The following is a 23654-nucleotide window of genomic DNA, read 5'->3' as shown; positions in this document are numbered from 1 at the left end:
TCTATGTTTTAAGGAACACTCTCTAACCATTACAGAGATAGCATCAACTATAGCGTTTCAAACCTTTATAAAATAGCGAGAGTGAGCCACCGAGTCTCCTTATGGCTCAATTACAAGGGGTAGGGTTGGGAACCCCTAAACTCACCAAACTTAATCCTACACAAAAATTATCAATAAAAGGAGAGCCACGAAATTAAGAAAAATGGGGGCGAAAGTTAAATCATCATTAAGTGGTTAGCAATTATAGATTATTATAGAGAGAAGCATGCGATTTTTCCTACTCCGCAAGCCATTACAAAAGAAAAGGCATTTAATTCTTTAAACTCTCTTTCACGCTAATCCTACTATAAAATGAGTTTAAAACACAATAACCGCACTAATAAAAAATGGGGTTTTAGTTACTTTATTATAAAAACTTATTTTTAAGGAGATGGTGTTTTGAAATAATTATCCCCCTTAAAATCCCCTAACTCCCTACCTTTCTAAAAACAAATCTTTCTCTTGGATTTCCGTTTCTTCGCTTAAAATCGCCGCTCTCTCCACCACGCCTAAAAGCTCTCGCACATTCCCATGCCAAGAGTATTCTAAAAGGCGTTTTGCGGCGTTTTTTGAAAAGGATTTTGGCCCCAAATGATACGCGTCGCACACTTCTTTAAGCTTGATTTCAGCAATGGGCAAAATCTCTTCTACCCTCTCTCTTAAAGGCGCGATAGTTATAGGCACGATCTGCAAGCGGAAAAACAAATCTTCTCTGAATTCTTTCGCAGCGATTTTTTCTTTCATGTTGGCGTTGGTAGCGGAAATGAAACGGACATCAATTTTAACGCTTTTATTATCCCCAAGGCGCGTGATTTCTTTTTCTTGAACCACTCTTAAAAGTTTGCTTTGCAATTGAAGGGGCATTTCAGCGATTTCATCTAAAAAGATCGTGCCTTTATTAGCGCTCTCAAAAAGCCCCATTTTAGGCGCTGTGGCGTCCGTGAACGCCCCTTTTTGATACCCAAAAAGCTCGCTTTCTAATAAATGCTCTGGGATTGCGGACATGTTGATCGCAATAAAAGGGTGCTTGGAACGCTGAGAATGCTGGTGGATGAAATGAGCAAAAACTTCCTTACCCACCCCGCTTTCGCCTAATAACATGACATTAGCGTCCGTGCTTGCGACTTTTAAGGCCTGCCGTTTGCTCTCTTCTAACGCTTTTGAAGTGGCTAAAAAGCTGTGTTTGTGTGGTTTTTTTAAAGGTTTTTCTAGAGGGTGTTTTTTTTGAAATTCTAAAACTTTTTTAGTGCGATAGATGGATTCTAAAAGCAATTCTGGTTTAAAAGGCTTTTGGAAAAAGTCTTTCACGCCTAAACGAATGGAATCAATGGCTTTATTCAAGGTCGCATTACCGGTAATCACAATGGATTCATACTTGCCCTCTAAAAGGCGTAAAAATTCCAAGCCGTCCATATGGGGCATGTTAATATCCGTGATGACTAAATCAAAGCTTTCATCTAACTTGGCTAAAGCGTCTTTAGGGTTTTTAAAACTCACAATCTCTAAATCGTCCTGAAGCTCAAAAAAAAGCTCCAGGCTTTTACGCATGTTAATATCATCTTCTACAATGGCGATTTTCATTATTCTTCCTTTCTAAAAATATCTAAAGACAGCATGTCCCCCTCTAAACTCGCTTTAACGCTTAAGGCTTTGAGGTTAAGTATGCTTGTGGTAGTGGTGCCGTTTTTATAGCTATGATCATAATGCGTGATAGCGACTTGGCTTTTTAAAAGGCAGTCAATGACTCGCTCTTTTTCTTTTTTTAACGCTATTTCTAAAAGGAAGCGTTCTAGTTTGGTTTGGAGCAAGGGGTTTTTCAAATCGGGCAAGTTGCGAGTGATGATAGAGCAATGATAGTCTAAAACATAGGGGGCTGTTTTGATGCGACTAACGATAGGTTTAGAAACAGAATACTCTTCACCCATCACTCTAGAATCAACGATTTTCAAGCGGTACGAAATTAAAAATTCTTGTTCTTCTAGGGGGCTGAGGGCATGCAAAGAAACCCCTAAAAAATAAAATAAAAAATAACAGAATGAAAAAAAACGCATCACTCAAACAAATTTTGCGCACGTGAGATTTCTAAATTTTCTGGCTCTTCTTCTTTAGGGCAAGAATTGACATACATGACTTTATCGGCGGTGTTTATGAGCTTTACCCCACTAGCATTTCTTCCGGTTTCTCTAATATCTTTAATAGAAACTCTGATCATTTTCGCGCTTGCAGTAAGGATCATCAAATCCAAGTTTTCATCATCCACGCTGATAACGCCCACTAGATTGCCGGTTTTTTGAGTGAGCTTCATGCCAATGACCCCCTTACCTCCACGAGATTGCTCTCTATACGCTTCGGCTAAAGTTTGCTTGCCAAGCCCGTTTTCACTCACGCTCAAAAGCTTGTTGCCATCACCGCTAATAACGACCGCGCCGACAACAAAATCGTTTTCATTCAGCTTGATCCCTCTAACCCCACGAGTCGTTCTTCCGATCTCGCGCACGTCTTCTAAAGGGAATTTAATGAAAATACCCAAATGCGATGCGATGAGCAAATGCTTAGCGTTGTTATCCACAACTTTTGCGCCCACTAGTTCATCGCCTTCATCTAAAACAATCGCTCTGATACCGCTATAACTCCTATTACCGCCAAATTCGCTCAAATTGGTGCGCTTCACCACACCATTTTTCGTAAAGAAAGCTAAAGAGCGTTCATCGCTAAAGTCTTTAGTGCTTAGAGTCGCCATGATCTTTTCATCCGGATCGAGTGAGATTAAATTCACAACGGCTTTACCCATAGCGATCCGGCTCGCTTCTGGGATTTTATAGACTTTCAAATGATACAATTGCCCCTTATTGGTGATAAAGAGCAAAATATCATGCGTGTTAGCCACAAAAAAGTTTTCAATGAAATCGTCTTCATAAGTGCTACCTGAAAGCTTGCCTTTACCGCCACGATTTTGCTTTTCATAAGCTTTTAAATCCACTCTTTTCACATAGCCTTTATGGCTCATGCTCACCACCATAGGCTCATTAGCGATCAAATCTTCTGTGTCAATACTTTCGTAAGATTCTTGAATTTCAGTGCGCCTTGGAGAAGAAAATTGCTCTTTGACTTCTAAAAGCTCTGTTTTGACGACCTCATTCAAGCGATCTTCGCTCTTTAAAATGCCATTGAGATCATCAATAAGCTCTAATAAGTTTTGGTATTCTTCTTTGATCTTATCCCTTTCAAGACCTGTTAAGCGTTGCAAACGCATTTCTAAAATGGCTTTGCTTTGGATCTCGCTCAAACTAAAACGCTCCATTAAGGCGTTTTTAGCCGCTTCTGGGCTTGGGCTTGTTTTAATGAGTTGCACGATTTCATCAATATTGTCTAGTGCGATCAAATAGCCTTCTAAAATATGCGCTCTGGCCTTAGCCTTTTCTAATTCAAAAATCGTGCGTCTTATAATAATGGTCTTTCTGTGGTTTAAGAAAAGGCGCAACAACTCTAAAAGCGTGAAAATCTTAGGCTCTTTATTATAAATTGCGAGTAAAATGATGCTAAAAGTGGTCTCCATGGTGGTGAGTTTGTAAAGGTGGTTTAAGACAATTTCACTCATCGCGTCTCTTTTTAATTCAATCACCACTCTAATGCCCTCTCTATCGCTCTCATCGCGCACTTCGCTAATGCCTTCAATTTGCTTTTCTCGCGCTAAATCGCTGATTTGTTCCACTAATTTGGCTTTATTGGTTTGAAAGGGCATTTCATCTAAAACGATGATTTCTTTATTTTTCGTCTTTTCCACATGCACTTTAGCCCGCACTTTCACGCGCCCTCGCCCCGTTTTATAGGCTTCAACAATACCCGCCTTGCCATAGATGATCCCACCAGTAGGAAAGTCAGGCCCTTTGACAAATTCCAAAATTTCATCTAATTCAGCGTTAGGGTTTTCTAAGACATGCGCTAAAGCGTCTATGATTTCATCAATCCTATGAGGGGGGATAGAAGTCGCCATCCCTACAGCGATCCCATTAGCCCCATTGACTAAAAGGTTAGGCAGACGGCTTGGTAGAATATCTGGCTCTTTTAAGGTATCGTCATAATTAGGCACAAAATCAATGGTGTCTTTATCAATATCTCTTAAAATCTCTTCACTCGCCTTGGTCATTCTGGCTTCAGTGTAACGCATCGCTGCGGCGTTATCGCCATCAATAGAGCCAAAGTTACCCTGCCCATCCACTAATTCCAAGCGCATGGAAAAATCTTGCGCCATTCTCACTAACGCATCATAAACTGCGGTGTCGCCATGGGGGTGGTATTTACCAATCACATCACCCACGATCCTAGCGCTTTTTTTATAAGCGACTTTGGAAGTAAGGCCTAATTCATGCATCGCATACAAAATACGCCTATGCACAGGCTTTAAGCCGTCTCTAGCGTCCGGTAAGGCGCGCCCTATGATCACGCTCATGGAATAAGCCAAATAGCTCTCTTCAATAGAAGAATCAATCCCCACTTCTACAATATTTTTTGTTTCATTGACTAAATGATCTTGCATGTGTCTCCCTAAAATTTAATTAAAATAAAGCGTTAAAAGATAACGCCCCCAAATCAAAGCCCAAAAAATAAGCCCTATCAGTTGGGCCGAACTGGCCATGTCTTTAGCCTTTTTGGCTAAAGGGTGGAACTCGGTGCCAGTAAAATCCACAGCCTTTTCAATGGAGCTATTGATGAGTTCAATCACCACCGATAAAAAACAAGGTGCAATCAATAGCCCCCATTCTAAAAAATCTTTAGCTAAATAGCTCGCTAGAGCGATACAAAAAAGAGCCAAAATGACAATTTGCCTGAACGCGCTCTCTTCAGCCCACGCGCATTTAAGCCCGTCTTTAGAATAAAAAAGGGCTTTAAAAAGGCGTTTAAACCCTTTAGCTTTGGGGGGGACTTTGAAATCACTCATGGCTTATTTTGTAAGATTGAAAGAAATTCACGCTAAGGCTTTCTAACAAATCGTTAAAAGTTAGCTTGGTGTTGTCTTTAGCTTGGGCGTTAAGAGCGATTTGGGATCGTTTGTCTTTAGCCATAGAAACAAAGGCTTGCAACAATCCTTTAAAATTTTGTTGGAGCGCTGTATTGTCTTTAAAACGGGATTGGAACAAGGTCATAAAATAGTTTTCTAAAGAAGCTAACGCGCTTTCATAAGAGACGCTAGGGGTTTGAGAGCGCAAGCTAAAATAAGGGGAAAAAAAGCCCAAGCTCTCTTTATTTTGGTGGTAAAAGGACTCTAAAACATTTTTAAGATGGCGCGCTTGGATAGAAACGCTCAACTTTGGCGCTAAAAAACGCAGTTTGTCTTGCAACTCTTCTATGGCTTTAGCGTCTTTAGAACTCAAGGTTTTAAAAATATTTTTAAGGGAGAGATTTTCTTGAGTCTCCATTAAACCCTCTTGAAAAAAAGTGTAAGCAAGGATATTTTCCGCATTAGTCAAATCGCATTTTAAATTATCGTTTAAGGTTTTTTCATCTAGAGCGTTGAATGTTAAAGAGCAATTCAAGCGCGTGGGTTTCATTTTTTCTAATAAGGTATTCAAATCTTTTAGGGGGATTTGGCTGATTTTTTGCTGAATATCTTGTTCTAAAATAGGGGATTTGATTTGAGAATGGACAGAAAGGGTAAGAGAGCTTTTGTCTAAAGAATTGAGCTTAATACTCAAATTTTTAAAATCCATAATAGGGGAGTTTTGAGAATCTAAAAAACTGATCTCTTTAGAAACGCATGCAATTTTAAAAAACCCTTCGCATTCAAAAGGAGCGCCTGCAATCCCCATGCCCTTAATATGGGGGCGTTGATCCAAATAAGCGTTAAGATAAGCGCTTAAAGATTTTTTTACCGACATGCTGGTAAAGAAGATAAACACCCCTAAAAGCACGCAAATTAAAGCCCCGATAACCACCATCCAAGACATGAATTTTTTAGTCAAAAACACCCTTTATTCTATTGAAAGCATAGTGATAGAACCCATAAAATGCGTTTTCTTATTTTTAGAGATATTGACAATATCTTGCAGTAATTTTCCACAATTTTCTTCTTCCCAAGTGTGGTTTCGCTGGTGTATAAGAACAGAAAATATCGTGTTTGTTAGGGCAAAAAAGTCGTTAGCAATGCCTTGTGTTACTTTCATAGCTTTTCCTTTTAGGTGGATTAAGATTATACCGAGTATTAAATCAAAAAAAAAGAAAAAAGCTTAAATTTTTTAATTTGTAGCTAAATTTGTTAGGATTGAAGAAAATTCGCTTGAGTTAAATTAACCCAAGCTTTTAGCGCCAAGAGGCATAAAGCCTCTTCATAAAAAGGATTGAGCGATTTTAGCGTCTTTCTGGGGGCTGTATGCCTAGCCAATCTTTATAAAACGCCTCTATATCAGGCTCAAAATCATGGATCACAGGATACCAAGGAGTTGGGGCTTCAACATCTAAAAGGATGCCGCAATCCGGGCAAATATACTCCCGATACACTTGCCAGTGAGTATCACTGGCTAAGAGTTTAGGATACACCTCTTCCATTTTTTCTGCTGTATCGCGCACATAGATGTTTGCATGCAATTTCCAATTCTCCTCTGGAGCGCAAAACGCATGACCGCATGAACACTTAATGACCCACTTCTTTTGAGGATCTTGCACCACAAACAAATGCGGCCCCAAGGGTAAGACGATTTTATCATCAAAATCTACCTTATCTTGCAACACCTTCAAATACATTTGGAACCTTTCATGATCTTTAGGCATGCTCAGCATTTTTAAGACAGTGTTCCAATCCAAGTTCCCCTCTACCAAATTTTTAATTTGTTCTTGTGTGTATTTTGACATGACCATTCTCCTTTCTTTATTTCTCATCAACCAACAGAACTGTGCGCACATCAGGCAATTTGCTCAAATCCATCCTGTATTTAGATCCATAGGTGAATACGCCAAGCTCATCTTCTTTCACGCTCCAGCTCTTTGGCAAGTTCCAGAATGTTTTAAAATCATTCAAAAACTTGGGCGATAGATCAAAGCTAGTCGCATACATGTGCTTAACCTGTTTGGAAGCCTCTTTTTCAAGGATAGCGTTTCTTTCTTGCTCCATCCATTCTTTTACCGGTATGGATCTAGCCTTTCTGTTTTCAAGAATTTCTTTTCTTTTGGCTTTCGTTTTAGCTTCATCACCGACCCACACGCCGTCTTTATTTTGACTCACCACTGCACCATAAACCTTGTAAGCGTATTCTGGCAATAGCTGTTTGCTGTTTAGATCTTCTAAAATCGCATTCAAATCCCTTTCAATCGGATCGCCAAATCCAGGACCGCCTTTGATGTAATTCAAATACAAATCATAATTGTCAAAGCAGTTCTCTGTGGTGATGCATTGCTTATCCCTTTTGACTTGAGACGCATGAGAAATATGCTTTTCATAATCTCTATCCGTTGGGTTAAAATCGCCTCCCAAAGGCAAGCTAGCGTTATTTTTAATCCTGTTTTTTAAATCGGTGTTGTGCGCTTCAAACCTATAGCCACTGGCCGCTGGATAACCTCCCATCATACCCCAATCGCTATTCATATAGCCATTACCCATAAAGAACATGGTCCAATCATGCGCGCCCCACACCATTCTTAAGGTTTCAAACCCGTTACCGCCTCGATATTTCCCATACCCACCGGTATTGGCTTTGACATTCCTGCCTAAATAAAGAAGAGGCTCTGCCATTTCCCAAATTTCAACATCGCCCATATCGCCCTCTGGATTCCAAATAGCCGCTGCGTGATTCAGGCCGTCTTTTATCGCGCAAGCTCCAGTCCCACAAGAGCTCGTCTCAAAGCTATTCACCGCATGGATTTCTCCATCCTGGTTGATACCACCGCCTTGCAACCAATTGGAAGTGTTAGCGTTTCCAGAATTGACCTCTTCTAAATACCCTCGGCTGTAATACGCTTGAGACAAACCTCTCCACAAAGCGCTCCAGCCTGATACCAAGAAGTGCCACGCGTAAGCATGCCCGGTGCGCCTGTCATCTGGATTCATCCAAGTCCCTTTTTTGAGTCTGAATTGAGTCGCGAAATAAGCACCATCGTTGATACGAGAAGTGGGGATTAAGGTTTGAGTCATCATCACCCAAATACCACTAGTAAAGGACACTTGGTTGCAATTGAAAGAGTGCCATCCCCACCTGGAAGCGCCATCAAAATCTAATTTCCATGTAGCGTCCTTATTGATAGTGATTTCCACTGGAGAGTGCATGATCGTATCTAGCTTAGCAAATTCAGAGCACACGCCAATATCCTTATGCGCATAAGGCACATCCACAAAAGCGACTTTTCTATACTTGCCGGGTATGGTCATGGATTTGATCCTAGAGATAAGACCTCTTCTCCCTTCTTCAATCACTTCATCAATAAATCGCATGTAAGAATCAATGCCGTCTTCTTTAATGACTTCCATCACTAAATCCCTAATCATATGGCATCCTGCAATCCTAGTCCTTTCATCCAAAATCCAATATTTAGGCGTGCGAACCGATCTTTGAGATTCATGCAACCAATCTTTAAAGCTCTCATCATTCGCCCCTGTCTTACGGCAAGTGATCATGTATCCATCCCCAAATCTTTGAACCTGCCCGGTGCTCATCGATCCTGGAGTAACCGATCCGGTATCAATCACATGCGTAACACCGCCTACCCACCCGATCAATTTTTCATCGTGGAAAATAGGCACAAGAGTCATAATATCGCATGGGTGCACATTCCCAATCGCGCAGTCATTATTGGTGAAAATATCCTTATCATTGATGCCTGGGTTATCTTCCCAATTATTCTCTACCATGTATTTGATAGCTGATCCCATAGTGCCTACATGGATAATGATACCCGTAGAAGTCAGCACGCTATCGCCCACAGCGTTATAAAGCGTGAAGCACAATTCCCCCTCTTGCTCAACAATAGGGCTTGCCGCAATCCTTTTAGCTGTTTCTCTGGCATGCACGATACCGCCTCTTAATTTAGAGAACATCTTCTCATAACCGATCGGATCTCTTTCTTTAAACTCTAATTTTTTGAGACCATTATAATGCCCTGTTTTTTCTGTCCTGGCTAGGATTTCATCTCTAGCTTGTTTTAAAGTTTTGCCGTTTTTCAATAAATTTGCCATTTTGAACTCCTTTATTTAACTTCTTTCAAGTGGAACAATCGGTGTTTGTCTAGTCTTGTCGCAAAGCCTTTGGGTATCACGAAAGTGGTCGCATCTGATTCCACGATCGCAGGCCCTATGACTTCATTTCCAGGCAGTAATTTTTCCATTTGCCACACATCTGCATCCACCCATTTCTTATGGCGATAGAATTTCCTAACGCCTATTTTGGCCTCTTTTGGAGGCGTAGCGCCATGCTCTTTTTCAACCGGAATTACAGGTTTTTGCGTAGCTACAACACCACGCATGATCACGCCAGTCACGCTAAAACCAAGCTCTGGAGAACACGCTGATTCAGAATAAACACGAGCGTAGGTTTTTTCATATTCTTTGACAATCTCTTCCCAATCAGCCACGCTTGCAGCTTTTGACACAGGAGAAGTGATCTCTAAGTCATTCAATTGCCCCATATACTGCATCCTGTATCCAGGTCTTAAAATCACATCTTTTTCAGAGAATCCATTGATCTTGAATTCTTCAATCACTTTGAGAGTCAATTCATCCCATGCGTCTTGAATGATTTTGCATGCCTCTATTTTGGACTCATCTGAAGAATACTGCGGAATGGCAATATCCACGCTCTTGTCGTATCTGTATTCAAAATCAGCGCAAGCGCAACCAAAAGCGCTAAATCCAGCCGCCCACGCAGGCACTACCACATCCTTAAACCCTAAGCCTTCTGTATAGCCATAGGTATGCACAGGCCCCGCGCCACCATATGAAAAGCACACAAAATCAGATGGGCTATACCCTTTAGCGCTAATATTGGATCGCAAGTATTCTTTAAGCTCCAAATCAAGCAATTCAATCACACCCGCAGCCGCATCTTCTACGCTAATGCCTAGCGGATCAGCGATTTGCTCTTTAATGTGTTTTTTAGCCCTATCCACATCTAATTTGATCAAACCGCCTAAGAAATTATCCGGGTTCAAATAGCCTAAAACAATATGGCAATCGGTTACTGAAACCGTGTCTAATCCGCTGTCTTTCCAACAAGTGCCAACTCTATACCCCGCGCTGTCAGGCCCTAGTTTGACCGATCGGCTGTGCGGATCAATGCGCACAAAACTCCCAGCACCCGCGCCAACAGAATCCATAGCCACAAGCGGTAAGGATAAAACAAGACGCGCCATATCAGGGTCAGAAGCGATATTGAAATTGCTCTTAACGATAAGCGCCATATCAAAGCTCGTGCCGCCAATATCGCTGCATGCAATATTGTCATAACCAAGCGTTTCGCCCAGCAATTTAGATCCAATCACGCCTCCAATAGGACCGCTCACGATCGTTCTGGCAAGCTCTTTAGCCTTCCAGCTAATGGTGCCTCCATGCGTTGCCATCACACGAAGATCGAATTTAGCGCCATGCTCTTTGAAGCGGTTGCTGACTTTAGAGAGAGTTTGCCTGCTTGGCTCAGCCGCATAAGCTTCTAAGATGGTGGTGTTCATTCTGTGGCTTTCTTTTCTTTGAGGGTAGTAATCCACAGAAGCGAATACAGGAATATTTTTACCCAATTTTTCAATCTCTTTTAACGCTATATCTCTAACGATCCGCTCGCTTTCAGCGTTTTTATGAGATTGCAACAAGCAAATCACAATGGCCTTTGCACCTGCTTCTAAAAGCTCCTTAACAGCAACTTTAACCTCTTCTTGACGCACTGGGATAACCACTTGCCCCTTGACATCGGTTCTTTCTGTAACGCCTCTAATCCTTTTTAAAGGAATCAGCGGATCATCATACTTGTGCGTGTTGATATGCAACCTTTCTTCTAGCGCATACCCCAAGTAGGATTGCAACGCTCTGCCCATAGAATGCATTTGCTCAAAACCCTTATTGCAAATCAGGCCCACTTCCATCCCGCGCCTTTGGACGACCCGATTGAGCATCGCCGTGCCTGAATACACGCAAGTGACCAACTCTGGATAAACCTTACTGACATCTGATTGCCAATGCGATAAAGCGTCTTGTGAGCTATTATAAATAGCTAAACTCTCATCTTCTGGGTTGCTTTGGGCTTTACCGACTACGAAACTGCCATTTTCTTTCACAAAAAATGTGTCCGTCATGGTGCCACCGGCATCAATACCCATCACCTGAACTCTTGCGTCTTTCATTTTTTAGACTCCTTGTATTAAAGTGTTGCTCAAGGCAACCTATTAGAAGTATAAGGCTGATTTTTAAATGGAAATCGTTTATTTCAAAGTTGTTTGTAATAAGGGAAAATTTGGTATAATAAAGTGAAAAGTAGTAACAAATTCATTTAAAACGCTACTGATATTTATCTTAAATTACCCAAAAATATCATATAAATATCATATAGGAAGAAAAATATTAAACTGATATTAAATCAAAAGGCGAAATTCAATTCTAAAGTGCCGATTTGATGGTGCTTAGGCTGGGATTGAAAGGTTTTACTAATATCAGTGATCGTAAAAGCCACCCTGAGGCTACGCCACATCATAGCCGCTCCTATTTCACTGGCATAAACAAAGTATTCCAAATTAGCAATACCCCTAGTTTCAGGGCTATTGCCTTGAATGAAGATGTTAAGGGGTTGGAAGCGCCCAAAAGCCCCTGCAAAAAAATAGATAGAAAACTTATCGCTATAAGGCATGCCCCCATCAAAAGCGGTATTGACCTTATTGACCCCATAATCAGCGTCCAAGTTATACCCAGCCCTAAAGAGCGAGCCTAGTTGGAAATAATCCCTCGCATTACCCAATTCCACATTAAACCCAGGCATTAACTCCATAGAAAAAAAACGAGTCTTTAAAAGGGGGACTTTTTTGAGCAATTGGTAGTGCAATTCAAAAATAAATTCGTTTTTGAGCTGCGTGTTCCAGCCATAAAATTGGGGGTCATGGCCCCATTTATGAATGAGATGCTGCGTTTGAGCGGCCAAAGAATCTTGCCCTGTCGTTCCTAAAGAAAGCGTGAATAATTCCATAAAAGTTTGATGGCGGTTATACACATTCAAATTCACCCTCAAATACCCCCCATAAGGGTGGTTGTCATGCAAATGCACCAGTTTTCTGTTTTTAAGTGAGGGGGTATACATGTCTTGAGCGAGAGAAATGCCAAAACGAGTAACCCTAGGGCTTTTATTGAAAAAACCTAAATACGAAGTCCATTTCATCGCTTTATTTTTAGAAAAATCAAACTCTTTAGTAGAAAAGCCTATTTGATTGCCTGCGGTATAATACTCATCAATGTAAGGATTGATATAACCATCATTTTCAGTCATCAAATTGATAGAATAGCGTTTAGAGGGCGTTAATGGGGTAGGAATATCCTCTTTTGCCCATGCAAACGTTCCTAATAATAAACATAAAATAAATTTGAAAAACAAAACACTTCCTTAGGTTATTATGGGGGTTATTGTAACGAAATAAGTCTTAATTACAAGAGCGTTTAAGGGGTAAAAAGAGAAAACTTTACCCCAAAGAGCGTGGTTTTAGGCATAAAAAACTCACACTAAAAAATAAAACACCCCACACACAACTAAGCCTACAAAAATTAAAGTCAAAACGCAATAGCCCATAATATCTTTAGCGCCCAAACCCGCAATGGCTAAAGCGGGCAAAGCCCAAAAAGGCTGTATCATATTCGTCCAAGCGTCTCCCCAAGCGATAGCCATAGAAACCACTCCTGGATCCACGCCTAAGCTTTGCCCAGCCGGAAGCATGATAGGAGCTTGAATCGCCCATTGCCCTCCACCAGACGGGATGAAAATATTGACAATCCCCGCGCTTAAAAAAGTCATGAGCGCGAAAGTTTTTTCATTAGCGATGTGCGTGAAGGCTAAAGAAAGCATTTGCGCTAAAGAATGACCCCCCACGCTATGGCTTGCCATCATCCCCATAATCCCAGCGTAAAAAGGGAATTGGAGTAAAATCCCAGCCACGCTCCTAGCGGAACGATCGATCGCTTTCACATAAGCCAAAGGGGTTTTATGGAGCAAAATCCCTAAAAAAAGGAAAATCGTATTGACAATGTTTAAACTAATCCCTCCCCCTTTAAAAAAATAAATACCCAGATACCCAAAACCCAAAAAAACCAAAAGATAAGAAAGCAAGGCGCTGTTTTCTAAAAAATGCGCGATCGTTTTGTCTTGTTGGTGATCAATGAGTTCTGTTTCCTTGTATTCGTCTTTTAAAAGCTTTGCGTCAATCTCAATGATTTCTTCTTTTTTAGGGTGGATTATTGCCATTAAAAAGGGTAACCCTACAAGAATGATCCCTATAATGATTAAATTATAAGCAGAAAAAATCGTCTGACTGATGGGGATAGCTTTTTCAATCACCCCAGCGCTTATTTTGGATAGACTTTCATTTTGGGTGGCAACGCTTAAAGGGATAGATCCTGATAAACCCCCATGCCAGATCACAAAACCCGAATAAGCACTAGCGATGAGTAGCCTATAATCCACCCCTTTAACATTTTTAGCGATCTCTTTTGCAAAAATCGCGCTAATCACTAAGCCAAAACCCCAGTTGATCCAATTAGCGATTAACGATAAAAAAGTAACCAACCATAAAGCCGTATAATACCCTTTAGGTAAAGACGCTAGATATTTTAAGAGTTTTTGGACTAATTTAGCGCTAGCTAGAGCTTGACCCAACACCAAAATAAGGGCCATTTGCATAGAAAAACCTAAAAGCGTCCAAGCGCCATTCCCCCAACTAGAAATGACAGAAAAAGCGTCTTGCCCTGTCAAGCAATAAACAAGAACGAACACGATAAACGATAAAAGAGTGACCAAGACAAAGGAGTCCGGCAAACATTTAGACGCTAAAAACACGCACGCTGAAGTCAAATGCCTTAATAAAAACATAAACACCCTTTTTATAAACTATAAGTGCACTTCAAATTCAGCTTCTGTTTTTTCTTTCACTTGATCAAGGCTGACACCCTCTTGCAATTCCACTAATTTCATGGCGTTATTGGAAAACTCAAACACCGCTAAATCCGTTATCAATTGATGCACCACGCCTTTTCCCGTTAAGGGCAATGAGCATTCTTTTTTCACTTTAGACTCCCCGTATTTGTTGCAATGCTCCATGATGACAATCACTTTTTTAGCGCCATGCACCAAATCCATAGCCCCTCCCATGCCCTTTATGAGTTTTTTAGGGATCATCCAATTAGCCAAATCCCCATTTTGTGAGACTTCCATCCCTCCTAAGATCGCTAGATCAATATGCCCCCCACGAATCATCGCAAACGAATCCGCGCTGTTGAAAAACGAAGCGCCCGGCACCACGGTTATGGTTTCCTTTCCTGCGTTGATAAGATCCGCATCAACGGCTTCTTCTAAAGGGTAAGCGCCAATCCCTAATAGCCCGTTCTCGCTTTGGAAAACGATATTCATCCCGCTCACTTCATTAGCCACAAGCGTGGGCAAGCCTATCCCTAAATTCACATACATGCCCTCTTTCAATTCCTTTGCCGCTCGTTTAATGATAGCCTCTCTCATTTCGCGCTCCTTGTGGTGGTTTTTTCTATCCGTTTTTCAAATTTCTCGCCCTTATAGATGTGCTGCACATAGATTCCTGGCAAGTGTATTTCATCTGGGTCTAATTCCCCGGCCGGGACAATTTCTTCCACTTCAGCAACGCATATTTTTGCCGCCATCGCGCACAAGGGATTGAAATTTCTAGCCGTTTTTCTGAACACCAAGTTCCCAAGAGTGTCGCTTTTATAAGCTTTGATAAGCCCATAATCGCCTGTTATCGCTCTTTCTAAAATATACTCTTTGCCGTTAAACTCCCTTGATTCTTTGCCTTGAGCGATCAAAGTCCCAACACCGGTTGGGGTGTAGTAAGCGGGTATCCCAGCCCCTCCAGCGCGCAAGTTTTCAGCCAGCGTGCCTTGCGGTGTCAAAACGACTTCAATTTCTCCGTTCAACATTTGCGATTCAAAAATCTTATTCTCTCCCACATACGAAGCGATAATCTTTTTAATCTGCTTTTTTTCTAAAAGAATACCCAACCCAAAGTCATCAACGCCACAATTATTGCTCACGACAACCAAATCCTTAATACCTTTCTTATAAATGTAATCAATGGCGTATTCGGGTATCCCGCACAGCCCAAAACCGCCCACTAAAATAGTATCCCCATCTTTTAACCCGCTCAACGCTTTGTCTAAATCGGTTATAACCTTATTCATCTCATTTTCCTTATTTTTGTTCAACTACCACTGATAGCCCTTGACCGCCGCCCACACACAATGACGCGCAACCCACACCATGACCGCTACGCTTCATCTCGTGTAAGAGAGTAACCAATATCCTAGCGCCGCTCGCGCCAATAGGGTGGCCAATGGCTATCGCCCCTCCATTCACATTCACGATATTGGGGTTTAATTCAAGCTCTTTTAACACGGCTAGGCTTTGCGCGGCAAAGGCTTCATTGAGTTCAAAAAGATTGATGTCATTGAGATTCATTTTGACATTTTTAAGGTTGTTTTTAATCGCAATACTAGGGCATATACCCATTATATCCGGACTGCAACCACCCAAACCAAACCCCTTGATAGTGGCCATGGTTTTTAACCCCAATGTTTGCGCTTTTTTAGCGCTGCATAAAATGATAATGCTCGCGCCATCATTGATCCCTGATGAATTTCCTGCCGTTACCGATCCGTCTTCTTTAAAAGCGGGTTTGAGCTTTGCAAGGGATTCTAGCGTCGTGTCTCTAGGGTATTCGTCTTCTTTAAAAACCACCACGCCTTTTTTATTCGCTATTTCAATAGGCGTGATTTCTTCTTGAAATTTCTTTGCATTAATGGCGGCTCTTGCTTTGAGTTGCGATTGGAGTGCGAAATTATCTTGCTCTTCTCGGCTTATGTGGTATGCTTGAGCGACATTATCAGCGGTGATCCCCATGTGATAATCATTGAACGCATCCCATAATCCGTCATGTATCATGGAATCTATCATGTTCGCATTCCCCATTCTTTTCCCGTCTCGCATATCAAACGACAGATAAGGCGCTGCGCTCATATTCTCCACGCCACCGCACACCACCACTTCATCGCGCCCAAGCACAATGCTATCATGCGCTAATTGGATAGCTTTCATAGACGATCCGCAAACCATATTGACGCTAAAAGCGTTTCTGTCATTAGGGATACCAGAATCCAATTGGATCTGTCTAGCGATATTTTGACCCAAACCAGCACCTAAGACATTGCCTAAAATGACAGAATCCACATCGCTAGGCTTAAGAGAGCTCGCATTCAAAGCGTCTTTAAGCACGCTAACGCCCATTTCTCTAGCGCCAACATTCTTTAGAGAGCCTAAAAAACTCCCTACAGCACTACGCTTTGCCGCCACTACAACCACTTCATTCATGTCTTTGCCTTTAAGTTGATTTATCCAAATCATGGTATCACTTTTAGGTGATTGACACCCTAACAGGTTTGATTTTGTTTTAGGTTTTGTTTTAGATTGAGGGCGATCCGTTTATTTTTTTCACAAAAATATTATTTGCATTCAACACAAATCAGGTTAAGCTATATCTTAATAAGTTGGTTATAAATACCCATATTTTGGTTTTGATTCCCCAATAAGGTTTTAATAGGAATTTGATAAAGTTTTAAGCAAACTCCCCAATTTCTTTCTCTAAAGCGTTAATAAAAACGCTTGAATAGGATTTTTCTTTAGGGAATTTTTCTAAAAAATCGCTCAATAGTCCAAGGTATTGCTCCTTATTTAAAGCCCCTTTCAGCACTTCGTATTTTAAAAAAAGCCAGTAAGTGTTAAGCACATCGCTTTGGCAATAGCTATCAATAATCTCTTTTTTCTCCTTTTGGCTTAAATGTGGGTTGTAATAAATCGCATGCACTAAATCCCCACTCACATCAAATTTACCAGGAATATTTGTCATGGAGCAAACGCCATTTAGATTCAAACCCCTAACGGATCCATAATGGCTCAAGCTATCCATTAAATCCAAATGAAACTGCTCGCTATAGCGCGCGCGGTAATTTTCCCATTTGTTTTCTTGGTTGTAAAAAGCGTCTAAAGTTAAATTGTATTTAAGGGCTTTGAGCGTGAGTAGGGGCATGTCAAAACCTCTGCCATTGAAACTTATCAAGCGCGGTTGCTTTTCGTTAAAGTATTTGAAAAAGTCCTCTAAAAGCTCTTTTTCGCTCGCAAAATCTTCTCTGTTTTCGTGTTTTTGACCAAAATTCCCCACTTTGATAAACTTCCCGTAATCATCGCCTATGACCGCTGCAATAGAGATAATTTCATGCAAATAAAGAGGCAAAAACTCGCTCCCGCTTTTTTCTTTTTGCTTTTCAAAACTCCGTTCACAGATTTTTAGCGCATCATTTTCTTCTAATTGAAAATGCTCTTTACACAAGCTCACGCTAGGAATGGTTTCTATATCAAACACGCACAACATTACACGCTCCTTTCGCATTTTAACATTCTTGTTTCGCTTTTATTATATAACAATTAGTCTTATAGCGCTATAGTGCTAAATTTTAATATCAAAACTATATAACCAAAAATTAAAAAACTTATTTGGAGAATTGGAAGTGGAAGAAATCATTGTCGCTCTTGTGGGCCAACCTAATGTAGGGAAATCCTCCCTCATCAACGCTTTGAGCAACGCCCATTTGAAAGTGGGGAATTTTGCCGGGGTTACCGTGGATAAAATGGAAGTGAGTTTGATCCATAAAGATCATCAAATCACTATCATTGATTTACCAGGCACTTACGCGCTCAATGATTTCACCACTGAAGAAAAGGTGACTAAAGATTTTTTAGAAAAAGGGCAATACGATCTCATTCTCAATGTGGTGGATTCTACCAATTTAGAGCGTAATTTAGCCTTAAGCGCGCAGTTATTAGACACGAATAAAAAAATGCTTCTTGCGCTCAACATGTGGGATGAGGCGCAAAAAGAAGGCATTAAAATCAATACCAAAAAGCTTTCTCAAGAATTAGGGGTTGTGTGCGTGCCTACAAGCGCAAGATCCAAAGAAGATCGCTTGAATACAGAGCTTTTATTAGATGAAATTGTCAGGCTTTATTCTCAAAACACTACAAACAATGAAAGCATAAAAGTCCCGTCTCAAAGTTTTAAGGAGTCTTTAAAATACAGCCAGAGCGCTCAAAGAATCGCTAAATTAGTGATCAGTGAAAACAAGCAAAATGCGAGCTTTGAACACACTTATAAGATTGATAAGATTTTAATGCACCCGCGTTATGGGATTTTCATTTTTTTAGGGTTCATGTTTATCATTTTTTCCTTGAGCTTTTTAATAGGAGGCGGAGCGCAAAAAGCGCTTGAAACAGGGTTTAAATTTTTAAGCGATGGTATTAAAGAAAATGTGGCTAATGAAGATTTAGCGTCTTTGGTGGGCGATGGCATTATTGGGGGAGTGGGAGCGACGGTTTCATTCTTGCCTTTAATTGTGGTGTTGTATTTTGGGATTTCTTTACTAGAAACGACAGGCTATATGAGTAGGGTAGCGTTTTTATTAGATGGGATCTTGCATAAATTTGGCTTGCATGGGAAGAGTTTTATCCCTTTAATCACCGGTTTTGGTTGCTCTGTGCCCGCTTACATGGCGACAAGAACCTTACAAAACTATAACGAACGATTGATCACGCTTTTTGTGATCGGGTTTATGAGCTGCTCGGCAAGACTCCCTATTTATGTGCTGTTTGTAGGCTCGTTTTTCCCTTCTTCAAGCGCGGGGTTTGTGCTGTTTTGTATTTATATTTTGGGAGCGGTTGTGGCGTTAGTGATGGCTAAATTACTCAAATTAAGCGTGTTTAAAGGACAGACTGAATCCTTTATCATGGAAATGCCCAAATACCGCTTTCCCAGTTGGAGAATGGTCTATTTCAGTATCTATACCAAATCGCTTTCTTATCTTAAAAAGGCCGGGACTTATATTTTAGTGGGAGCGATTTTAATTTGGTTTATGTCTCAATACCCTAAAAGCGATGTGGCTATGAAGGCTTATAAACAAGAAAGCTTGTTAGTGGATAAAGACACCACTCTTTCAAGCGAAGCCAAAGAAGAAAAATTAAAAGAATTAAAAACCGAATTGGATAAAAAGAATTTAAAAAATAGCGTTGTAGGGAGAGGTGGGGCGTATTTAGAAAAAGTCTTTAGCCCTATGGATTTTGATTGGCGTTTGAGTGTGTCGCTTGTAACCGGATTTATGGCTAAAGAGGTGGTGGTTTCTACTTTGGGGGTGTTGTTTTCTTTAGGGGATCAAAACGAAAAATCTGACGCTTTTAGAGAAATTTTAAGAAAAGAAGTCAGCGTGCCTAGTGGGATCGCTTTTATCGTGTTTGTGATGTTTTATATCCCTTGTTTTGCAGCGACCATTACTTTTGGTAGGGAAGCTGGGGGGATCAAGTTTGTAGCGTATTTATTTATCTTTACAACCGTTGTAGCGTATGCGTTTTCCTTGATAGCTTTTTATGCGACTCAAATTTTGGTTTAAAAAGGCTAGCCATAAAAGGGTTTTAAAAACCCTTTAAATCCTTTTAAAAAATTCACCCTATTATTAGAAATATTAAAAAATTTTTATTTTTCTTTATATCCCAATCTTTTCTATCAACATTCGCATTAATCGGCATTTTTGATAAAAAAGTCATTAATATTATCTAAATAATAATTTTTTAAAAATTTAAGCTAAAACTAATAATGGTTATTATAAATTTAACATTGTTGTAAAAAAGAACATTTTTCATAAAAGGTGGTAAATGAAAAGAATTTTAGTCTCTTTGGCTGTTTTGAGTCATAGTGCGCATGCTGTCAAAACTCATAATTTAGAAAGGGTAGAAGCTTCAGGGGTGGCTAACGATAAAGAAGCGCCTTTGAGTTGGAGGAGCAAGGAAGTTAGAAACTATATGGGTTCTCGCACGGTGATTTCTAACAAGCAGCTCACTAAAAGCGCGAATCAAAGCATTGAAGAAGCTTTACAAAATGTGCCGGGCGTGCATATTAGAAACTCTACAGGTATTGGAGCTGTGCCTAGCATTTCCATTAGGGGGTTTGGTGCGGGAGGCCCAGGGCATTCTAATACGGGAATGATTCTAGTCAATGGGATTCCTATTTATGTCGCACCCTATGTTGAAATTGGCACGGTTATTTTTCCTGTAACCTTTCAATCTGTGGATAGAATCAGTGTAACTAAAGGTGGGGAGAGCGTGCGTTATGGCCCTAACGCTTTTGGCGGTGTGATCAACATTATCACCAAAGGCATTCCTACCAAGTGGGAGAGTCAAGTGAGCGAGAGGACCACTTTTTGGGGCAAGTCTGAAAATGGGGGCTTTTTCAATCAAAATTCTAAAAACATTGATAAAAGCTTAGTTAATAACATGCTTTTTAACACCTATTTAAGAACGGGGGGTATGATGAATAAGCATTTTGGAATCCAAGCTCAAGTCAATTGGCTCAAAGGGCAAGGGTTTAGATACAACAGCCCTACCAACATTCAAAACTACTTGCTAGATTCGTTGTATCAAATCAATGATAGCAACAAGATCACTGCTTTTTTTCAATATTACAGCTATTTTTTAACAGACCCTGGGTCTTTAGGTATAGCTGCCTATAATGAAAATCGTTTTCAAAATAACCGCCCTAACAACGATAAAAGCGGGAGAGCGAAGCGATGGGGAGCTGTGTATCAAAACTTTTTTGGGGACACGGATAAAATAGGGGGGGATTTCACTTTTAGCTACTATGGGCATGACATGTCAAGGGATTTTAAATTTGATTCTAACTATTTAAATGTCAATACCAATCCTAAATTAGGCCCTGTTTATACCAATCAAAATTATCCAGGATTTTTTATTTTTGATCATTTAAGGCGCTATGTGATGAACGCTTTTGAGCCTAATTTGAACTTAGTTGTCAATACCAATAAAGTTAAGCAAACTTTTAATGTGGGCATGCGTTTTATGACGATGGATATGTTCATTAGATCCGATCAAAGCACATGCGAAAAAACAGATATTATCAATGGGGTGTGCCACATGCCTCCTTATGTCCTTTCTAAAACGCCTAATAACAATCAAGAAATGTTTAACAACTATACAGCGGTATGGTTGAGCGATAAAATAGAGCTTTTTGATTCTAAATTGGTGATAACTCCAGGGCTTAGATACACTTTTTTGAACTATAACAACAAAGAGCCAGAAAAGCATGATTTTTCCGTATGGACCAGTAAAAAACAGCGTCAAAACGAATGGAGTCCCGCCCTTAACATTGGTTATAAACCTATGGAAAATTGGATATGGTATGCGAACTACCGCCGCAGTTTTATCCCCCCACAACACACAATGGTAGGCATTACTAGGACTAATTACAACCAAATTTTTAATGAAATTGAAGTGGGGCAACGCTATAGTTATAAAAATCTATTGAGCTTTAACACCAATTATTTTGTGATTTTTGCCAAGCGTTACTATGCGGGAGGCTATAGCCCACAGCCTGTGGATGCTAGGAGTCAAGGGGTGGAATTGGAATTGTATTACGCGCCGATTAGGGGTTTGCAATTCCATGTGGCTTACACTTACATTGATGCGCGCATCACTTCTAACGCTGATGATATTGCTTATTATTTTACAGGCATTGTCAATAAACCCTTTGACATTAAAGGGAAGCGTTTGCCTTATGTGAGTCCTAACCAATTCATATTTGACATGATGTATACTTACAAGCACACGACTTTTGGTATCAGTAGCTATTTTTATAGCCGCGCTTATAGTTCCATGCTCAATCAAGCCAAAGATCAAACCGTGTGCTTGCCCCTAAACCCAGAATACACAGGTGGGCTAGAGTATGGTTGTAATTCAGTGGGGTTATTGCCATTGTATTTTGTGTTGAACGTTCAAGTAAGCTCAATCTTATGGCAAAGCGGTAGGCATAAAATCACCGGGAGTTTGCAAATCAATAACCTTTTTAACATGAAGTATTATTTTAGGGGAATTGGCACAAGCCCTACAGGAAGAGAGCCAGCACCAGGGAGATCCATTACAGCGTATTTGAATTATGAGTTTTAAACTAATTTCAAGCTTTTATAGCTTGAATGTTTTTAATATCAAACCATTTTAAAACTCGCTACTAAATTTTCGGTCAATAGATTAAACCCATCTACCAGAATAAACACTAAAATTTTAAAAGGCAGAGAAATCATTACAGGCGGGAGCATCATCATGCCCATCGCCATTAAAATAGAGCTAATAACCATATCAATCACCAAAAAAGGCAAGTAGAGTAAAAAGCCGATTTGAAACGCTGTTTTCAATTCGCTTATCATAAACGCCGGGATTAAAACGCTCAAGCTCACATCATCAGGGGTTTTAGGGTTAGGCAAATTCCTAATCCTAAAAAAAAGGGCTAGATCCTTTTCTCGTGTGTTTTTGAGCATGAATTCCTTGAAAGGCAGAGCGCTTTTTTCAAACGCTTCGGTGTAAGAAATCTTTTTATCCATATAAGGCTTGATCCCTGTATCATAAGCCTTTTTCAAGCTAGGTTCCATGATAAAAAAAGTCAATATCAAAGAGAGCGAGACTAGAATTTGAGTGGGTGGGGTTTGTTGCGTGCCTAAAGCGGTCCTTAAAAAAGAAAACACCACGATCAAGCGGGTGAAACTCGTCATCACTAAAATCAACGATGGGGCTAAAACTAAAAGCGTGAGCAAGGCGATGACATTAAGGGTGGTTACGAGTTGTTTAGGATCACTAGGAGCGCTTAAAGAGAGATTGACGCTAGGTAAAGCGCTATCCGCGCTTATTAAGGGGCATATTAAAGGGCAAATGAGAATTAAAAAAATGAAAAAACGCACAATTCTAGCCTTAAATCTTTAATAAAAACAAGGTCAAATTATAAGATAAGGCATGTTAAAATTCCCTAAAATAACCCCATAAATTGAAGGATTTTAATGCTTTCTGTAATCATACTAGCCGCTGGCAAAGGCACTCGCATGCGTTCTAGCCTGCCTAAGACTTTACACACGATTTGCGGAGAGCCTATGTTATTTTACATTTTAGAAGTGGCTTTTTCAATCAGTGATGATGTGCATCTTATCTTACACCACCAACAAGAACGCATTAAAGAAGCGGTGTTGAAGCGTTTTAAGGGCGTAATCTTCCACACTCAAATCGTGGAAAAATATTCAGGGACAGGTGGGGCTATCATGCAAGAAGATAAAACGCCCATTCCCACTCAACATGATCGGGTTTTGATTTTGAATGCGGACATGCCCTTAATCACTAAAGACGCTCTCGCTCCCTTATTAGAAAGCAAGAATAACGCTATAGGCTTACTCCATTTAGCTGACCCTAAAGGTTATGGGCGCGTTGTTTTAGAAAACCATCAGGTTAAAAAGATTGTAGAAGAAAAGGACGCTAATGATGAAGAAAAAACCATTA

Annotated in this window: 19 protein-coding genes; 3 read left to right on the top strand and 16 right to left on the bottom strand. The window is 40.3% G+C overall.

Annotated features, from left to right (window positions below; all coding sequences use genetic code 11):
* Positions 1–474: 474 nt before the first annotated feature.
* From flgR to BZK24_RS04455, 15 genes are all read right to left on the bottom strand, one after another.
* Positions 475–1620, bottom strand: coding sequence for a transcriptional activator FlgR (gene flgR, locus BZK24_RS04525; RefSeq protein ID WP_077656711.1), 1146 nt, complete (start codon positions 1618–1620; stop codon positions 475–477).
* Positions 1620–2090: a hypothetical protein gene (locus tag BZK24_RS04520; RefSeq protein ID WP_171972398.1), complete on the bottom strand. Its 471-nt coding sequence runs from the start codon at positions 2088–2090 to the stop codon at positions 1620–1622. The genes flgR and BZK24_RS04520 overlap by 1 nt, the downstream gene beginning before the upstream one ends.
* Positions 2090–4576 carry a DNA topoisomerase (ATP-hydrolyzing) subunit A gene (gene gyrA / locus BZK24_RS04515; protein ID WP_077656709.1) on the bottom strand — a complete coding sequence of 829 codons (2487 nt, stop codon included), beginning with the start codon at positions 4574–4576 and terminating at the stop codon, positions 2090–2092. The genes BZK24_RS04520 and gyrA overlap by 1 nt, the downstream gene beginning before the upstream one ends.
* 15 nt (positions 4577–4591) lie before the next feature.
* Positions 4592–4978, bottom strand: a complete 387-nt coding sequence (locus tag BZK24_RS04510; RefSeq protein WP_001279205.1) for a diacylglycerol kinase — start codon at positions 4976–4978, stop codon at positions 4592–4594.
* On the bottom strand, positions 4971–5999 hold the full coding sequence (locus tag BZK24_RS04505; RefSeq protein ID WP_077656708.1) for a hypothetical protein: 1029 nt from the start codon (positions 5997–5999) through the stop codon (positions 4971–4973). Before BZK24_RS04505 ends, BZK24_RS04510 begins: the two co-directional genes overlap by 8 nt.
* Before the next feature lie 9 nt (positions 6000–6008).
* Complete coding sequence (locus tag BZK24_RS04500; protein WP_000869315.1) at positions 6009–6200, bottom strand: DUF262 domain-containing protein; 192 nt, start codon at positions 6198–6200, stop codon at positions 6009–6011.
* Positions 6201–6384: 184 nt separating this feature from the next.
* Positions 6385–6885, bottom strand: coding sequence for an acetone carboxylase subunit gamma (locus BZK24_RS04495; RefSeq protein ID WP_001900939.1), 501 nt, complete (start codon positions 6883–6885; stop codon positions 6385–6387).
* A gap of 16 nt (positions 6886–6901) precedes the next feature.
* Positions 6902–9199: a hydantoinase B/oxoprolinase family protein gene (locus tag BZK24_RS04490; RefSeq protein ID WP_077656707.1), complete on the bottom strand. Its 2298-nt coding sequence runs from the start codon at positions 9197–9199 to the stop codon at positions 6902–6904.
* Between the two features lie 11 nt (positions 9200–9210).
* Positions 9211–11352, bottom strand: coding sequence for a hydantoinase/oxoprolinase family protein (locus tag BZK24_RS04485; RefSeq protein WP_077656706.1), 2142 nt, complete (start codon positions 11350–11352; stop codon positions 9211–9213).
* Between the two features lie 233 nt (positions 11353–11585).
* Complete coding sequence (locus BZK24_RS04480; protein WP_077656705.1) at positions 11586–12587, bottom strand: lipid A deacylase LpxR family protein; 1002 nt, start codon at positions 12585–12587, stop codon at positions 11586–11588.
* A gap of 120 nt (positions 12588–12707) precedes the next feature.
* Entirely contained in the window at positions 12708–14072 is a 1365-nt protein-coding gene (locus tag BZK24_RS04475; protein WP_077656704.1) for a TIGR00366 family protein, read from the bottom strand.
* Positions 14073–14090: 18 nt separating this feature from the next.
* On the bottom strand, positions 14091–14714 hold the full coding sequence (locus BZK24_RS04470; protein ID WP_001206221.1) for a 3-oxoacid CoA-transferase subunit B: 624 nt from the start codon (positions 14712–14714) through the stop codon (positions 14091–14093).
* Positions 14711–15409: a CoA transferase subunit A gene (locus tag BZK24_RS04465; protein WP_001045194.1), complete on the bottom strand. Its 699-nt coding sequence runs from the start codon at positions 15407–15409 to the stop codon at positions 14711–14713. Before BZK24_RS04465 ends, BZK24_RS04470 begins: the two co-directional genes overlap by 4 nt.
* 10 nt (positions 15410–15419) lie before the next feature.
* Entirely contained in the window at positions 15420–16595 is a 1176-nt protein-coding gene (locus BZK24_RS04460; RefSeq protein WP_077656703.1) for an acetyl-CoA C-acetyltransferase, read from the bottom strand.
* 244 nt (positions 16596–16839) lie between these two features.
* Positions 16840–17652, bottom strand: a complete 813-nt coding sequence (locus BZK24_RS04455) for a 3'-5' exonuclease (protein WP_077656702.1) — start codon at positions 17650–17652, stop codon at positions 16840–16842.
* A 136-nt stretch (positions 17653–17788) separates the two neighbouring features.
* Here BZK24_RS04455 and feoB point away from each other — a divergent pair, with 136 nt between their 5' ends.
* Both feoB and BZK24_RS04445 read left to right on the top strand, forming a co-directional pair.
* Positions 17789–19717: a ferrous iron transport protein B gene (feoB, locus tag BZK24_RS04450; RefSeq protein ID WP_077656712.1), complete on the top strand. Its 1929-nt coding sequence runs from the start codon at positions 17789–17791 to the stop codon at positions 19715–19717.
* A gap of 262 nt (positions 19718–19979) precedes the next feature.
* Positions 19980–22283, top strand: a complete 2304-nt coding sequence (locus BZK24_RS04445) for a TonB-dependent receptor family protein (RefSeq protein ID WP_077656701.1) — start codon at positions 19980–19982, stop codon at positions 22281–22283.
* Positions 22284–22321: 38 nt separating this feature from the next.
* Here the strand turns inward: BZK24_RS04445 and fliP are convergent, their stop codons facing one another.
* Positions 22322–23068 carry a flagellar type III secretion system pore protein FliP gene (fliP, locus tag BZK24_RS04440; protein WP_077656700.1) on the bottom strand — a complete coding sequence of 249 codons (747 nt, stop codon included), beginning with the start codon at positions 23066–23068 and terminating at the stop codon, positions 22322–22324.
* A 96-nt stretch (positions 23069–23164) separates the two neighbouring features.
* On the opposite strand from fliP, the gene BZK24_RS04430 reads away from it, so the two are divergent.
* Positions 23165–23654, top strand: a 490-nt coding sequence (locus BZK24_RS04430) for an NTP transferase domain-containing protein (protein ID WP_171972397.1), incomplete at its 3' end; no start/stop codon positions are given.

Origin of the sequence: Helicobacter pylori (assembly GCF_001998165.1) — a bacterium.
GTDB classification, from domain to species: domain Bacteria; phylum Campylobacterota; class Campylobacteria; order Campylobacterales; family Helicobacteraceae; genus Helicobacter; species Helicobacter pylori_DL.
Note: the sequence above shows the minus strand (reverse complement) of the source record. Positions and strands in the feature narration are given on the sequence as shown.